This is a genomic window from Paenibacillus sp. J22TS3, from assembly GCF_018403205.1.
Taxonomy (GTDB): Bacteria; Bacillota; Bacilli; order Paenibacillales; family Paenibacillaceae; genus Fontibacillus; species Fontibacillus tuaregi.
The window spans coordinates 58,075-74,599 of the sequence record NZ_BOSF01000006.1 but is presented as its reverse complement, the minus strand read 5'-3'; the positions used below and the strand labels follow the sequence as shown (position 1 = coordinate 74,599).

Below are 16,525 nucleotides of genomic sequence, written 5' to 3'. Positions count from 1 at the left end.
GGCTTTTTTTTTGAAATAATCTTGACGGGCTGCCAAAGTCGTCACCCTCACTATTCATCATACAGCACCATGATGGATAATCCGGATACCAGCACCGAGTCGCTCGCGGCTTCCAACCGGGCAAGCACCTCTGTACCGGCTCCCCTGTCATCAACAACCACATTCCACTGGCCTAAGTATGCAGGCAGAAGAACGCGGCATGCGGCCTGATTTCCGTTGTAAATTACGACAATGTTACGCCACGAATCTCCTCCTGCATGCTCTCCAAGCCTAAAAGCTACGATATTTCCTTCTGCCCGTAGAATCTGCAGATGGCTCTCCACAGCTTCCCTTGAACTCAACCGGAAGGCCGGATGCTCACGGCGAAGGAGGATTAGTCCTCGGTAATACTCGAACACCTTCTGGAACCTGATCTTATTGCCCCATCTGATCTGATTAATACAGTCGGAGCTTTTATAGCTGTTATGGTCCCCGAACTTGGTTCTCAACATCTCATCACCGGCGTGAATCAGCGGAATACCCAGGGAAGTTAGGATGATGGCGTTTGCAAGAATCGAGCGTCTGACGGCTTCATGAAGCATCATGTCTTCTCCCGTGCCGATTCCCCAATAAGGCTCAGACAAGTTAACAGCCTCCGCAACCGAACCTCCATTCCGAAGCTTCCCGTCCTGCATTTCAAGCAGACCAAGCTCGTCTTTAAGTCCCTGGGTTATTAATATTTTGTCCCACAGAATCAAATTATCATGGGCGGTAACATAATTGATGGTCTCAACAGGGCTGGCGGCAAACGTATGGATGGAGCCCTGTACACCTGTAGCGATATCCCCTTCTTTTCCGGGCGCTCCCGTCGCAAACCCTGCACCACTGCCGTCACTATCTCCCTTAATGGCCATTCTGAAATTATCGTTAAATACGCTGTACCCCCTGCCGCGCTGCGTTCCCTTCAGCGTCTTACGCTCCTGCGGAAGCGGAGTCCGGCTCATGTCCCAAGGCTCACCATAAATCAGAATCCCGGAATCCAGCTCATGCAGCATTCGGGCAGCCTCGCTGACCGTTTCCTTATCCAGAAGACCCATGAGATCCAGACGAAAGCCGTCAATTCCATATTCCGCTGCCCAGTATCTGATGGAGTCAAGGATGTATTTTCTGACCATGGGCCGTTCGGAAGCCATCTCGTTCCCAACCCCGGTCCCGTTCGTACAGCGGCCTGTATCCGTTGTCCGGTAGAAGTATCCAGGTACAATCCTGTCAAAAGGTCCTTCGTCCGTAGAATAAGTGTGGTTGTACACCACATCCATAATTACGCCAATCCCTTGATGATGCAGGGTCTGTACCAATTCCTTAAATTCTCTGATTCTGGCTGCCGGGTCATGCGGATTCGTGGAATAGGACCCCTCGGGGACATTGAAGTGCTGCGGATCATAACCCCAATTATACGACTGTTCGGATATGCCTTTCTCTTCGTCATCCAGCTCGTTGACTGTGGCAAAATCACTGCACGGAAGCAGCTGGACATGCGTAATCCCCAGCTCCTTCAAGTGCTCCACTCCGCTGGGCAGGCCTCCTGCCGTAGATGCTCCAAGTTCGGTAAAAGCTTTAAACTTGCCTTTATGCACGAGTCCCGAATCATTGGCCGTAGAGAAATCGCGGACATGCAGCTCATAGATGACCGCATCCGTCCATTGACGCAGAGCTGGCTTCTCCTGTGGGTTCCAGCCCGGAGGGTCCGTAGACCTCAGATCGATGACTGCAGTTCTCTGCCCGTTCGCGGTTACGGCCTTGGCATAAGGATCTGGGGCAAGAGAAGCCGTGCCATCCGCAAAATGCAGCCTGTACAAGTAGTACCGCCCCTTCAGATTGCCGCTAACCCGGACACTCCATACCCCACAGGGAGAACGTTCCATCCTTAAGCTCCGCCCATCTTCATGCTGATTAACCAAACCGGCCGCGTTATATATCCCGGGATCGCTGTATAGCACGAGACTTGCCTTGGCGGCAGTCGGCGCCCACAATTTGAACTCCGAAGCAGACGGTGTATACGTCAGGCCCAAGTCATTACCAGCATAATAATAAAGTGGGTCGTCCAGGATATGCCGCATCGTGACCACACAAGCACGATAGGTTCTGCTGGACACATGATACAGGCGGGCCGGATCTAATTTGCCCGGAGGAATCAGCTTGACCGTAAGTTTCTGCTCTCCGGTTAACTCTGTCTCAACCGGCACCAGCTGCCTGCTTTCCAGGTCCATTAATTCAAGGGTAGCTGCCTCCTCCCTGTTCACAGGGCCGCTAGCAACCACAGTCAGCATGTCCGGGGCATCCGCCAGTACGGCGTGGAATCTTGGGGAAATGTCCACTTCCCCACGGGAAAAGTATACGTTCTTGTCGCCCTGAAGCAGCCAGACTTCCACCTCGCCTCGCCCCGCCGGCAGCTCAATCTTCCAGGGCTCCTCCTGATCGGCCCAATCGCTATAAGAAAGACTCATTCTCGGGATAACATGGACCGCCCCAGCCGGAAGTTCAATTGAAACGGTGGCGAAACCGTCACCGTCTATTTCGCTCCAGGCATAGCTGTTCCCCTCATGAGAGTCATACCATACCCACAAGTTCCAGTTCTCCAGGTTCTGGTCATACCGGTAATAATGCAGCTTGAATTGATTGACGTTTTCATTCCACATGTGCTCACATCCTGTCCGGCCCCGCCAGGCGGTGGAGTACGCTTACCTGTAAGAAATTTAATCCTGAGCATCAGCATTTTTCATGCTATAGGAGAGTACTGAACCCGCCCCCCCCTGACATCCGCCTGGCCCAGTCCGTGCTTTCCGCCAATCCGGCGGTCCCACTCGCCCTCACGGGTAAATTATGCAGGCAGAGCCGCAAGCGGCCGCAATTTTCCTTAATGGGCTCACTTACAGCTCCGGATGGTTTATAGTATGCAAGGCGGACCAGCCGGGTTCCCTGCTGGTGATGAACGCCAATGAATATGTACACCGGACGACGCGGGCTTAGGATATGGAAACTTTAATTAACGCCAAGCGAATGATCCGGCAAGCAGCAGATGGGCGCTATCTCCGGCCCCGTTTCCAGCGCCCGGTGTGTCGTTACCTGGCGGATGTCAACCCTAACGAATTTCGCCATAGTGAACAACTTTTTTTGTAACTTCGCTGAAATTGTCCACTTTTAGTGCTGCGATATGGACTCTCTATTTACTTTACAAAACCTTTCGATTAAGATTACACTATAAAAAGCAAACGGTTCCACAAGGAGGTTACCATGGCTGTAACCATTAAGGATGTTGCCAAGAAAGCCGGAGTTTCACCTTCTACCGTGTCCCGGGTTCTATCCAACCATCCACGAATCAGCACTCAAACCTCCAACAAGGTCAAAGAGATTATGGAGCAGCTCGGTTATCATCCGAATATCATGGCGAAGAGCCTGGTTTCGAAGACAACCAACAGTATCTGTATTATTCTCCCGAAGCCGGCGGAAGAGCTCTTCTCCAATCTGTTCTTCATGGAGCTGATTCGAGGGATTGTGACTCAAGCCAACCGTTCCGGATATGATGTTCTTATCAGTTCCGGCGCGAGCGAGAAGGAAGAGGTTGAGGCTGTGGCCCGACTGCTTAAGGGCCGTCGTGTAGACGGTGTGATCCTCCTGTATTCCCGCAGCGATGACCCGGTTATCGAGTTCCTGCATTCGGGCGGATACCCTTTTGTCATTATTGGCAGAAGCAACGACCATCCCGATGCCTTATCCGTCGATACGGATAACGTGCAGGCTGCTTATGATGCCACCAAGCATCTGATTTCCATGGGACATGAACGCATCGGGTTTGTCAGCGGTCCCCCTAACCTTACGGTCTCTCAAGACCGGATGAAAGGTTACCAGAACGCGATGGCGGACGCAAATCTTGAGATTCGCTCCGATTGGATCGTAGAGGGTGAATTCCTTCAGGACAGCGGCTACCGCGCCATGTCCTTCATTATGAGTCTTCCTAATCGGCCAACCGCCCTGGTGGTAGTTGACGATATGGTCTCTTTTGGAGTACTGCGGGGCCTTCATGAACTGAACTTTAAAGTACCGGATGATATATGTCTGGTCAGTTTCAATAACATTACGTTATCGGAGCTTTCCACACCACCGATCAGCAGTATTGATATCGGGATCTATCACCTGGGTTATACGGCATCCCAAATGCTGATCCAAAAGATCCAGAATGGTGAAGATGCCACGTACCAGACCCGTCAGATCATTCCACACCGTCTGATGATACGGGAATCCTCCATGCTGTCACTTCCAAAAAGGTGATCTGAAGGAGTACAAAAATAATTGAAGCTGAAATGCTTCATTTATTTTTGGTCTTTTGTTCAAACGTTTGCGCTAATAAGGGGAGGAATTTATTATGGCATCAATTCAAGCTTGTTTATTCGACCTTGACGGTGTTCTGGTCGACACGGCGAAATATCATTATCTAGCCTGGAAACGTCTTGCCGAAGAGCTTGGCTTCGTATTCACCGAGCAGGACAATGAGCGGCTCAAAGGGGTATCCCGGACGGCCTCGCTCGAGATTCTGCTTGGAATCGGCGGACTTCAGCTGGATGAAGAGGCCAAGCAGCAGCTAGCGGAGCGCAAGAACACTTGGTACGTCGAATCCATCAGCCGGATGGACGAATCCGAAATTTTGCCGGGTGCCCTTGATTTCCTCAGGGCATGCCGCAGCAAAGGAATCAAGGTTGCTCTCGGTTCCGCCAGCAAGAATGCCATGCTTATTCTGAACAATACCGGCCTTACGCCTTATTTCGACGCCATTATCGACGGAACCAAAACCTCCGCTGCCAAGCCGGACCCTGAAGTCTTCGTCCTTGGTTCCGAAGAAGTGGGTGTGCCTCCTGAGAACTGCGTAGTGTTCGAAGATGCCGAGGCTGGTATCGAGGCCGCCATACGTGCGGGCATGCGCAGTGTCGGTATTGGAAGCCCTGAGAACTTAAGCCGTGCCAACCTGGTTGTTCCTTCTCTTCAGCAAATGACAATCGACCGGTTGGGTGAGCTGTAAACCAACCAGTAAACCGTCTATAGGCAGCATGATCGGGGGCTGGCTGAACCAGTCTCCGGCTTAACCCATATAGCTATATCAGTTCACAAATTTCCAGTTCGACGTAAAAAGGAGTCGGTATACGTGAAACAATATTTAAAAGTTGACGAATGGTCTATCATTGAAGAAAGCTTTGACCCGAATCACCACGAAATCTCCGAAAGCATATTCAGTATCGGCAACGGATTTATGGGCCAGCGGGCAAACTTTGAGGAGCAGTACAGCGGCCCGTCCCTTCAGGGCAGCTACATGGCCGGAGTCTACTACCCGGACAAAACCCGTGTAGGCTGGTGGAAGAACGGGTATCCGGAGTATTTTGCCAAAGTCCTGAACTCCACCAACTGGATCGGCATTGATGTCTATGTAGGGGGAAACGCGCTGGATCTTGCCAAGTGTAAAGTGACCGAGTTCCGCCGTGAGCTCAATATGAAGGAAGGCCTTCTAATCCGCAGTGCCGTTGCTGAAATGGAAGATGGCAAAATGATCAAAATCGACTCCACCCGCTTCGTAAGTGTGACGCGCCATGAGATTGGAGCCATCCGTTACTCGGTAACCCCGCTGAACTTCTCCGCACCTATCCGTTTCACGGCTTATCTGGATGGGGATGTGCAGAACAAAGACTCGAACTATGAAGAGAAGTTCTGGAGCGAAGTCAGCAAAGAGGTGGCTGTTGGAACGGCTAACCTGACACTCAAGACCAAAAAACTTGATTTTCACGTTACGTCTGTAATGACCTACGATGTATTCAAGAACGGCGGGAAGCTGGATATCACCCCTTCTACTGTAGAGAAGGAGAAATACGTCGGCAACGATATCACCGTCCAGGCTGAGCAGGGTGATGAGGTAACCATTTATAAATATGTGGCTAACGTCACTTCCCGCAACCATGGGCTGGGACAGCTGGTGGAAGCCGGTACCCAGGCACTTGAGGCGGCCAGAACAGCGGGATTCGATGTTCTTCTCTCCGAGCAGGTAGCTGCCTGGGCAGAGAAATGGAAGGAAAGCGACATTATCATAGAAGGTGATGTGTCCGCGCAGCAGGCGATCCGGTTTAATATTTTCCAATTGAATCAGACTTACAGTGGTGAGGACGACCGCCTGAACATCGGACCGAAGGGCTTCACCGGGGAAAAATATGGCGGCAGCACCTATTGGGACACCGAGGCGTACTGCGTGCCGTTCTATCTTAGCACCGCGGACTCTTCGATCGCCCGCAATCTGCTGATCTACCGCTACAAACATTTGGAGAAGGCCAAAGAGAACGCGCGCAAGCTCGGCTTCAAGAAGGGCGCGCTGTATCCGATGGTGACCATGAACGGGGAAGAATGCCACAACGAGTGGGAAATTACTTTTGAAGAGATTCACCGGAACGGCGCCATTGCTTATGCTATTTATAACTATGTGAATTATACTGGCGACAAATCCTATCTCGGCCAATATGGCCTTGAGGTTCTGGCTGAAATCTCCCGCTTCTGGGAAGAGCGTGTCAATTACGCGCCACTGAAGGATAAATATGTGATGCTCGGCGTTACCGGACCGAACGAATATGAGAACAACGTCAACAACAACTGGTACACGAACCGCATCGCTGTATGGACGCTTGAGTACACGCTTGAGGTGCTGGATTACCTGAAGGAGAACGAGCCTGCCCGTTACAATGAACTGGTAGAGACTTTGAATCTGCAGCCGGAAGAGACAGCTAAATGGAAGGATATTATCGCCAAAATGTATTATCCGATCGACGAAGAGCGCGGAATCTTCCTGCAGCAGGACGGCTTCCTTGACAAGGAGATCATTCCAGTCAAAGAGCTTGCGCCTGAGAACCTTCCAATCAACCAGAACTGGTCTTGGGACCGTATTCTCCGCTCCTGCTTCATCAAGCAGGGGGATGTGATTCAAGGGCTCTACTTCCTTGGACATTTGTACGATCTGGATACGAAGAAACGCAACTTTGATTTCTATGAACCGTTGACGGTGCATGAGTCCTCCCTCTCCCCATGTCTGCACTCTATTCTGGCGTGTGAGCTTGGTTATCAGGAGAAAGCTTATGAAATGTACCTGCGGACAGCACGTCTGGACCTGGACAACTACAACAATGACACCGAGGACGGCTGTCACACAACAAGTATGGCCGGCACCTGGATGTCTGTGGTCCATGGCTTCGGCGGCCTGCGTGTGCAAAATGACGAGCTTGTGCTCAAGCCGTTCATCCCAGGCCACTGGAAGTCCTTCTCGTTCAAGGTTATGTTCCGCGGTGCCCGTCTGAAAGTCAGCGTATCCGACCGAGACATCACGGTTTCCAACGAAACTGAGACTCCTGCGGCAATTCGGATCTACGACCGCGACTATACTGTAAGCGGACTGGGCATGATCCAGGTGGAGAATGCGATGGTTTCTTTAGAAGCGTAAGAAGGGAGCTCCGCGGAAGCGTAACAACCCTTTGAGTAGCTCCGCTGCCGTAACGTTCCTGCGATCGCTGTTGCCCCCAGATTCCCTGATTGAATATGCAGAGAAGGAATCCGGGGGCGAACGCGAACGCTTCGCTTCTTCGGAATCGTTACGTCCGCTCCGCTATTCAGGGGAGATGTACACCCCAACTGCAAGCCTCCCATCGCATTGTTGGGTGGGGGATAATTAAGAAGCGCCTGGGCTGATGGCTTTCAGGCGCTTTTTTGAGTTGTTGCATAAAAGGTTGGGGCATATGGGGATAAATACTTTTAGGTGACTCATTGAAGAAAGGCTTGATGAGCTTAAGGGCATGAAGAGCTTAAGAGCTTGAAGAGCTGAAGAGCGTTAAGAGCCGGAAGAGCCTAAGAGCTTGAAGAGCCTAAGAGCTTGAAGAGCCTAAGAGCTTGAAGAGTCCAAGAGCTTGAAGGGTCTAAGAGCTTAAAAGGCTTACTTGGAGGAGCTCCGCTGCCGTAACGTTCCTGCGATCGCTGTTGCCCCAGATTCCCTGATTAAATATGCAGAGAAGGAATCCGGGGGCAAAGGCGAACACTTCGCTTCTTCGGAATCGTTACGTCCGCTCCGCTATTCAGGGGAGATGTACACCCCAACTGCAAACCTCCCACCGCCACACTTCCTGGCTTAGCAGTCAGGTCTATGCTCGGCCTGCTACACAGAGATAGAACAGTGATCACTGGGTGAACAGCTACTAGGCCACGCCATCCACCCGTGGTTTACCCCTTCTCCTCCGCCAGCTTACCCGAGCTCGGCGAGATGTAAGGCCGCATGGGAATCCGCCAAGGCTTTGGCCAAAGAAGCGGGCATCGGCCCGTCCGTAATGCAGCCATGCAGTTCGCTAAGACCAGCCACGTTGAAGAGGGAGGAACGCCCGATCTTAGTATGATCGAACACAGCCACTGTCCGGTCAGCGCGCTGCATCAGCATCCGGGCAATGTTGGCTTCAAGCTCGGAATAGGTGCTGACCCCATCCCCCGTGAAGCCGTCAATCCCCATGAACATCGTGTGGATGTTCACAGCCTTCACCGTCTGCTCCGCCAGCGGCCCGCACAGCTCATAGCTTTTGTTGCGCAGCACTCCGCCTGTAAGAACAACCTGAATTCCCTCATTATCCGACAGCTCCATGGCAATATTAACCGCATTGGTGACCACGGTAATATTCCGGTGATGCTTGAGTTCTCTCGCGATCAGATAAGTAGTTGTTCCCCCGGTAAGGCCAATCACATCGCCTTCATGAACCAGGGAAGCAGCTGTTCGGGCGATAGCCATCTTCTCATGGTACAAGGCCTGCTGCTTCTCCCGGAAGGGAACCTCCCGAACCTGTTCGGGCCTCAAGTATTTGGCCCCGCCTCCGATGGTCCGGACAATGAGTCCGCTTAGCTCAAGCTCCTCCAGGTCTCTCCTTGCTGTAGCCTCCGAGCAGCCATAAGTACTCACGATCTCTTGCAGCGTCATGTCCCCTTTTTGCTCAAGATCCTTCAGTATTTGATTTTGCCGTTCCGTCTTATTTCCGATTCGCGCCATAATATTTCCTTTCCGATCGGGTAGTGCCCTGCACCCTAATTTTTAGTCCATCTCATAGTATCTCTATGATACCACGTATCCAGGGGACCGCTCACCCTGTCAGTAAGAGCTGATTGATTAATTTGGTTACAGAGGTTAGAGGTTAGAGGTTGAGCTACCGAAAGACTAAGAGATGGACAAAAGAATGAAGTGATTTTGGAGAAGTGTATCATTCGCTTTTGCGAAAGGACCTCTACTGTATTGAAGCAAATTATAACAATCATCTTTATCCCTCCAAAATACAAAAAATAACACCAGACCCCGGTGTTATTTCACTTAAGGCTGCTATGTATCCCGGCCAGGCAGCCTGCCCGGGACGATAGATTCAGGGTATATGCGGGCAGCAGCTCTCAGGAGCACGCTGGTCCAATCGGCAGATGAGGCAGGGAAGCCTCTAAATTTAGCTAATGATTTAGGCTTCCTCTGTATCTGTATCTGTCCATATGTCCACGGTCACCTCTCCCAGCAGATGCTCGTAATCGGAGAGGGTGAGGCAGCCTGCCTCCGGGTTCAGCGCATTGGCGCTTCCAGCTGCGGCTGCGCTGCGCAGGCACTCCTCTTCCGGCCAGTCCCTTACGTATCCGTAAGCATACCCAGCAACAAACGCATCTCCGCTGCCCACCGGATTCACAGCTTCCACCCGCGGAATCCGGATACGGTACAGCCTGCCGCCTGCAGCAGCCAAGGCGCCCTGCGCCCCCATGGTCACGATCACCCGGGATATCCCCGTTCTCGTGACCATCAATTGTGCCGCCTCGGCATAATGCTGAGCCGTACGGGCTTTCGGTTCGTTCGAGGCAGCTGCCTCAGCATTTCCACCGGATGTTTGGCATAGCCAAGCATTGATTTCATCCTCATTAGGCTTAATTAATGCCGGGGCCGCCTTCATCCCCTCAACTAACGGCTGCCCGCTGGCATCCAGGAACACTTCAGTCCCCGAGGACTTGGCCAGGCTGATCAGCTCTGTGTACAGCTGAGGACGGCAGCCCTTCGGCACACTGCCTGAGATGATGACCAAGTCTGCCGCTTGGGCGAGTCCCGCAAACTTCTTTTTCATAGCCTCTTCATCATCCAGTGTAATCAAAGGGCCCGGCTCCAACACTTCCGTGGAACTATAATCCTGCTTATTCATGAAGTTAAGACAGAGTCTGGACTCCCCATTCACGGTGATAAAATCCGGGATCAGCCCATCCTGCCTGGCTGCCTGCATAATGAACTGTCCGTTATACCCGGCTGCGAAGCCAGTTACCGTGACCTGACCCTGCCCGAGCTGGTGAAGAACACGAGCGACATTAATCCCTTTTCCACCTGCTCTGGACTTGACCTCCAGCGCCCGCATCACCTCTCCTTCGGACCAGCCGTTCATATAATAGGTTTTGTCAATTGCCGCATTCAGGGTGACGGTAAGAATACGTGGAGTCATTGCAGATAATCCCGGGCTTTGCCGAAGGAGCCGCAGAGCCGCATTTTCTCAATTGCCGCCGCCTTAAGCGCCTGTTTAGCGGGCACCATGTATTTACGGGGATCGTTCTCGTCCGGATTCTTGTCAAAAACCTCCTTGATCGCATTGGAGAATACAATCCGAAGCTCGGTAGCCACGTTCATCTTGGACATCCCCGCAATGACGCAGCGTCTGACCTGCTCATCGGGAATACCCGAACCTCCGTGCAGAACCAGAGGCACCGATACTCTGGCGGCAATCTGCTCAATGCGGTCGAAGTCAATGTTCGGGTCTCCTTTGTAGATCCCGTGAGCCGTTCCGATAGCCGGGGCCAAGGTATGCACACCAGTGAGCCTTACGAATTCGGCACACTCATCCGGATCAGCCAAATTCGCATGCTGTTCATCCACCACGATATCATCCTCGACTCCCCCTACCCGTCCGAGCTCGGCTTCCACATTAATGCCAACGGCACGTGCGGCTTCAACCACTTTCCGGGTCATAGCTACGTTGACATCAAATTCCTCGTGGGAGGCGTCAATCATGACCGAGGTATAGCCTGCGCGGATACACTGCATGATAATGTCGAAATCCGAGCAGTGGTCCAGATGCAGTGCAATCGGGACGCTCGAACGGTTCGATGCCACAAGAGCAGCCTTCGCAATATAATCCGGTCCCAGGTGCTTGACGGTGCCTACGGTAGATTGAAGAATGAGTGGGGACTGTGTCTCTTCCGCGGCTTCAACGACAGCCTGCAGCATTTCCAGAGTGTGGACGTTAAAGGCCCCGATACAGTAGCCGCCTTGGCGGGCCGTTTCTAATAGTGGGGTTGACGATACCAATGCCATAATGTGATCCCTCCGTTAATTATTAGATATAAAATTGCCCCGTCCGCCGTCAGATTTTAACCACCTGGGTCAGATTACGCGGCTCATCCGGGTTAACTCCTTTATTCATCGCTGTCCAGTAGCCTAAGTATTGAACAACCGGCAAGTAGAGCACAGCCCGTGCCTCATCACTGACGCCAGCTTCTCCAATCTCAAATACGGCATCGGCAAAAGCCGTGTCCTCAGCTGCGGCCGCCGTAACCAGAAGCACAAACGCCCCATAAGCCTGCATCTCTTCAGCAACCTTGAGTTCGTATCCCCTTGCGGCTTCAGACACCAGCAGAACGACCAGCGTGCCCTGCTCAACGACCGACTTGGGGCCGTGCCTGAATTCCAACGTTCCATAACTCTCCGTCCAGACGTAAGACATTTCTTTCAGCTTAAGGCAGGCCTCCTGAGCAATCCAGAATAACCCGCTCATACCGAGATATATAGTCTTGGTGAAGCTGTGGCTCCCGGTCAACTGCTTCGCGAACGTATCGGCCTCTGCAAGCTTGCTCCCGGAATGATTCATCACCAAAGCCATCTCCTGGCGGAAGGGTGCTCCCGCTGCCTCGGCAATAGCGGCCTGCATGAGGAAGGTCATGCTGGTGAATGATTTTGTCATGACCGTACTCTTCTCTTGACCGAGCGGAGAAATCAGGCATTCCGTCCGCTGCGTCATCCCACTGTCCCCGCAGCACGTTATACCGCAGGTGGTCCAATCCGTCAGGTCTTTAACGGAATCGAGCGCCAGCAGCATTTCCGTGGATTCCCCAGACCGGGATACACCCACGAGCAGCATCTTGCGTCCGGCCGCCACTGTCTGACCCGGAAACAGGAACACCTCCGAGGAAGGATGGGCGCTCGCCGGACGCCTAAGCCATGAACGAAAGGTAGAGGCCATGATCTGTGCCTGATAATAGGATGAGCCCGAACCAATGAATACCACTTCATCAAACTCCGGGTTTCCGATATAGCGCTTCATCCAATCCTTCTGCCGCTGCAGATGTTCCCAGGCAGCGGCTATAGCTACCGATTGCTGGCCGATTTCCGGATACGTCAATTGCCCTCTGTTCATCGTGACACGCTCCTTATTCCCTTCGTTAATGATATATTAGTTCATAATAATGATAATTACAATCATAATTATGACTGTTTTTATCAAATATTATTTGAGGAGGTACCCAAAATACTTTTTTATAAACCAAGAACCCTGACAATATGCTGTCAGGGTTCTTGGTTTATGCTGTTGATATCAAATCAGGAAGTATCACAATCCAGAATTCAAGGAGGTTTTTTACCATGTTAAAGTATCCACACTCCAGCACGATCGGCAGCACGGGCATCCGTCCATTTCGTATTGACATCCTCCAAGATTCCCTCGATGATCTTAAATTCCGTCTGGCCCGGACACGGTGGCCAGAAGTCCCGGCTGATGCCGGTTGGGATTACGGCGTGTCGCTTGACTATGTGAAGGAACTGGCCGAATACTGTCTAATCATGTCATGGTAGTGTTGGCTAGATATTAATGGAAAACAAAATGTAAACTGCTTCCTCCTGTCTTCGTTAAATACAAAAAATCCCGGCCTGCAAATGCAGACCGGGATTTCTCTACCTATATGGAATATGGAATACTATATGGAACACGAACTATCTTCTTACGCGTGAGCCACGTCAAGATCCACATCGCTGTTGAAGACATCTTTGTCGTTCTCGCCGAGGATTTTACCGCTGATCACGCCTGCGGTGATGGAGTCGTTCACGTTCAGAGCAGTACGTCCCATATCGATCAGCGGTTCAACCGAGATCAGGAGACCCGCAAGTGCTACCGGCAGGTTCATAGTGGACAGCACAATCAGGGAGGCGAAGGTAGCTCCACCGCCGACACCCGCAACCCCAAAGGAACTGATGGTGACCACCAGAATCAGAGTCAGGATGAAATCCCAGCTGAACGGATCAATACCCACAGTTGGCGCGATCATTACCGCCAGCATAGCTGGGTAAATCCCCGCGCAGCCGTTCTGACCGATAGTTGCCCCGAAGGTAGCGGAAAGGTTGGCAATCCCTGAGGATACCCCAAGCTTCTTCGTCTGTGTCTCCACATTGAGCGGTATTGTAGCCGCGCTGGAGCGTGAAGTGAAGGCAAATACCAGAGTCGGCAGCACTTTGCGAACATAGCGCACCGGATTATAACCAAACAGGGCAAGCAGAATCAGATGAATAATGAACATAACAATGAGAGCCACATAAGAAGCGCCCACGAACTTGATCAGCTTCACAATGGAGTCGGCGTTTGTGGTAGCGATCGTCTTGGTCATCAGCGCCAGAATACCGTAAGGCGTCAATCTGAGCACCAAGGTCACAATCCGCATAACAACAGCATACACAGCATCAATCAGCTTGCGGAAAGTTTCCGCCTGCTCAGGCTTCTTCTTATCCAGTCCAAGCACCGCCACTCCGATAAACGCGGAGAAGATAACCACCGCGATGGTGGAGGTACGGCGTGCTCCAGTCATATCCTCGAACGGATTCGTAGGGATAAACTCCAAAATCTGCTGCGGAATCGTAAGATCCTTAACATCCTCCAGCTTCTGTTCCAGCTTAACTCCCTGCTGCTGCTCTTTGTCGCCTTTTTGAATCTCGATAGCCTTAAGATTGAAGCTAAGGCTCGTTATAATACTTACCGAAGCAGCAATTGCTGTAGTAATCAGCAGCACTGCGATAATAGAAGCACTGATCTTACCTAGATTCTGCTTCCCTTTAAGATTCATAATGGCCGAGATAATAGATACCATAATCAGCGGTACAACCACCATCTGCAGCAATCCGACATAACCGTAACCAATTATATTGAACCAGTCCGCAGACTTCGAAACCACGTCGGAATCCGGCTTGGATACGAGCTGCAGAATAACCCCAAACACAACCCCAAGACCAAGGCCAGTAAATACCCGCTTGGTAAATGATACGTGCTTCTTCTGAAGCCAGAGTAGAATTCCGACCAGAACCAGCATGACAACTACGTTAATAATGACCCAGAATGTAGTCATATTTACGCTCCCCCTCTTCAAATATAATCTTCTGTATGGCTTGAACCAAGGTGAACTGTAACAGGGACTTTCCGTCTACCTGTCCTCAGCCCATCACCATTTCGTGGTGTATTCGTCCTCAAACCCGGGCCTTTCAGCCCCTCCCATGGCTTGAAGAAGAAACTGCTGGATTATTGTAACATAATCTCGACTAAATTTATAGGATTAATTTCTGTATACTTTTTACTAAAATGGACGAGGTACTCTCCTACCCCGTATTACCCGATTTCAGCAGGAATCATGCCGCAAAAAAAAAGACCTCCGAACCATAACCAGCATACAGCTCATAGGTTCAGAGGCCTTATTCCATATTCATATTCCTTTTCTTCCATTCACCTGATTTCCCTCACTTGATTTCCGTGCGTCTGAACCAATATACGCTGAGCAGCAAAGACAACGCAATGGTCAGCAGCGCCACCACAATCAACTGCCAGATTTGATATGCCGTAATGTTCGGCGATGATGCAACTGCGATTTGGCCCAGAATCGTCTTCTCGTAAATGATCCGGAAGAACTCACTCTTCATCGCAACCGCCTGCAGGATGACATACAGGTTGTATAGTCCGAAGAACACCCCTATGGTAGCCAGACTGTTCTTGAACAGCATAGAGATCAGAAAAGCCACCGCCCCCACGCCCACGTAAACAAGCAGACTGAGCGCAAAGGTTCTGAATACCATAACCCCCGCGCTTGCCTGGGCCGTTCCCCCAAATCCGTTCAACCCCGAATTAATGAGGGTGGTGAGCAGAGGCATGATCACACTCAGCAGAAGAATCACCAGCAGGTACACAATGCTTTTGGACAGAAGAATCCGCCCCCGGTTATGGCCAAAATAAATATATTTCTTAAACCCGCCCGACTTGTACTCCCCCGAGATAAAGCTGGCTCCCAGCAGCCCGATCACAATAATCAGCGGGAACATGAGCTGAATCTCAAATACGAGCAGCATCATCCGCTGCCCGGAATAAGTTCTGAACCAATATGAAATCGCCAGCGACAGCAGCGTCAGAAGAATCACCATAATATAGAGAATTTTGGACGATTTAAGCTTGTACAGTTCAGCTCGGATTAGATTTCCCATGGCTTCATTTCCTTTCAAGCAGTCCCATATAGTAATGCTCCAAATCCTGTCCCTTACAGGAGATCTCCTCTACTGAGATTCCGTTCTCATACAGGACGGAGGCCACCCTGCCGGACTCCGCATAATAATCATATAACAGCACTGTACTGCCGACGACCTCGAACCGGTTGGTATTCAGCTTGGTAGTTAGCACCTTAAGGGTATCCTCCATCGGCCTCGACTTGATCGCCAAATACTGCTTGCTGCGCTTATTCAGCTCCTCAGCTGAAATCTCTTCAATCAGTGTATGTTTATTGATAATGCCATACGTAGTCGCTATCTGGGCTAACTCGGTCAAAATATGGCTGGATATCAGGATCGTGATTCCGTATCTATGGTTCAGCTCCAGGAGCAGCTCCCGCATCTGGGCGATCCCGACCGGATCAAGGCCATTAATCGGCTCATCCAGCACCAGCAGTTCCGGGTCACCAAGCAGCGCCATGGCAATCCCCAGCCGCTGCTTCATGCCCAGAGAGAAGTCGGCCGTCTTCTTGCTGCCAGCTTCCTTAAGTCCCACAATCTCCAGCACCTTGTCAATCTCCCGCCGATCCTGAATTCCCTTATGAATCCGTTCCATCTCCAGATTCTCATATGCGGTGTGATTCAGGTAAAGCGCAGGGGTCTCAATCAGCCACCCGATCTTCGCACGCAGCTGTTCGATCCGCCGGGGATCGGTCTCGCCGAACAGCTCTACCGTCCCGCCAGAGCTTGGAATCAGCCCGGCTAGAATGCGGATTAGTGTCGTTTTACCTGCCCCATTCATGCCGATGAGCCCATAGATATCCCCTTTACGGATATTCAGGTTGAGGTCCCTCAGTACTTGATCTTGCTTATATATTTTACTTAATTGATGTGTCCTCAATATATAATCAGGCAAAGTGATCCCCC

At 51.4% G+C, this 16,525-nt stretch carries 12 protein-coding genes; 4 read left to right on the top strand and 8 right to left on the bottom strand.

Annotation, left to right across the window (positions count from 1 at the left end):
• Positions 1 to 50: 50 nt before the first annotated feature.
• Entirely contained in the window at positions 51 to 2,678 is a 2,628-nt protein-coding gene (gene pulA / locus KJS63_RS18635) for a type I pullulanase (RefSeq protein WP_213620516.1), read from the bottom strand.
• A 595-nt stretch (positions 2,679 to 3,273) separates the two neighbouring features.
• Between pulA and KJS63_RS18630 the strand changes: the two genes are divergently transcribed.
• The 3 genes from KJS63_RS18630 (at position 3,274) to KJS63_RS18620 (ending at position 7,501) form a co-directional block, all read left to right on the top strand.
• Positions 3,274 to 4,308 carry a LacI family DNA-binding transcriptional regulator gene (locus tag KJS63_RS18630; RefSeq protein ID WP_068613707.1) on the top strand — a complete coding sequence of 345 codons (1,035 nt, stop codon included), beginning with the start codon at positions 3,274 to 3,276 and terminating at the stop codon, positions 4,306 to 4,308.
• A gap of 94 nt (positions 4,309 to 4,402) precedes the next feature.
• Positions 4,403 to 5,053 carry a beta-phosphoglucomutase gene (pgmB, locus tag KJS63_RS18625; RefSeq protein WP_213620515.1) on the top strand — a complete coding sequence of 217 codons (651 nt, stop codon included), beginning with the start codon at positions 4,403 to 4,405 and terminating at the stop codon, positions 5,051 to 5,053.
• 123 nt (positions 5,054 to 5,176) lie between these two features.
• Positions 5,177 to 7,501, top strand: coding sequence for a glycoside hydrolase family 65 protein (locus tag KJS63_RS18620; protein WP_213620514.1), 2,325 nt, complete (start codon positions 5,177 to 5,179; stop codon positions 7,499 to 7,501).
• Positions 7,502 to 8,293: 792 nt separating this feature from the next.
• On the opposite strand, the gene KJS63_RS18615 is transcribed toward KJS63_RS18620, so the two are convergent.
• The 4 genes from KJS63_RS18615 to KJS63_RS18600 all read right to left on the bottom strand — a co-directional run bounded on the left by KJS63_RS18615 (position 8,294) and on the right by KJS63_RS18600 (position 12,506).
• A complete protein-coding gene (locus KJS63_RS18615; RefSeq protein ID WP_213620513.1) occupies positions 8,294 to 9,079 on the bottom strand; it encodes a DeoR/GlpR family DNA-binding transcription regulator in 786 nt (261 codons plus the stop codon).
• A gap of 451 nt (positions 9,080 to 9,530) precedes the next feature.
• On the bottom strand, positions 9,531 to 10,541 hold the full coding sequence (locus tag KJS63_RS18610) for a 1-phosphofructokinase family hexose kinase (RefSeq protein ID WP_213620512.1): 1,011 nt from the start codon (positions 10,539 to 10,541) through the stop codon (positions 9,531 to 9,533).
• A complete protein-coding gene (locus KJS63_RS18605; RefSeq protein ID WP_213620511.1) occupies positions 10,538 to 11,407 on the bottom strand; it encodes a class II fructose-bisphosphate aldolase in 870 nt (289 codons plus the stop codon). Before KJS63_RS18605 ends, KJS63_RS18610 begins: the two co-directional genes overlap by 4 nt.
• Positions 11,408 to 11,456: 49 nt before the next feature.
• Positions 11,457 to 12,506: an SIS domain-containing protein gene (locus KJS63_RS18600; protein ID WP_213620510.1), complete on the bottom strand. Its 1,050-nt coding sequence runs from the start codon at positions 12,504 to 12,506 to the stop codon at positions 11,457 to 11,459.
• Positions 12,507 to 12,730: 224 nt separating this feature from the next.
• On the opposite strand from KJS63_RS18600, the gene KJS63_RS18595 reads away from it, so the two are divergent.
• Positions 12,731 to 12,940, top strand: a complete 210-nt coding sequence (locus KJS63_RS18595; protein ID WP_213620509.1) for an epoxide hydrolase N-terminal domain-containing protein — start codon at positions 12,731 to 12,733, stop codon at positions 12,938 to 12,940.
• 146 nt (positions 12,941 to 13,086) lie between these two features.
• Here KJS63_RS18595 and KJS63_RS18590 read toward each other — a convergent pair whose 3' ends face one another.
• The 3 genes from KJS63_RS18590 to KJS63_RS18580 form a co-directional block, all read right to left on the bottom strand.
• On the bottom strand, positions 13,087 to 14,478 hold the full coding sequence (locus tag KJS63_RS18590; RefSeq protein WP_213620508.1) for an L-cystine transporter: 1,392 nt from the start codon (positions 14,476 to 14,478) through the stop codon (positions 13,087 to 13,089).
• A 385-nt stretch (positions 14,479 to 14,863) separates the two neighbouring features.
• Positions 14,864 to 15,598, bottom strand: a complete 735-nt coding sequence (locus KJS63_RS18585) for an ABC transporter permease (RefSeq protein WP_213620507.1) — start codon at positions 15,596 to 15,598, stop codon at positions 14,864 to 14,866.
• 4 nt (positions 15,599 to 15,602) lie between these two features.
• Positions 15,603 to 16,514 carry an ATP-binding cassette domain-containing protein gene (locus KJS63_RS18580; protein WP_213620506.1) on the bottom strand — a complete coding sequence of 304 codons (912 nt, stop codon included), beginning with the start codon at positions 16,512 to 16,514 and terminating at the stop codon, positions 15,603 to 15,605.
• Positions 16,515 to 16,525: the final 11 nt, after the last annotated feature.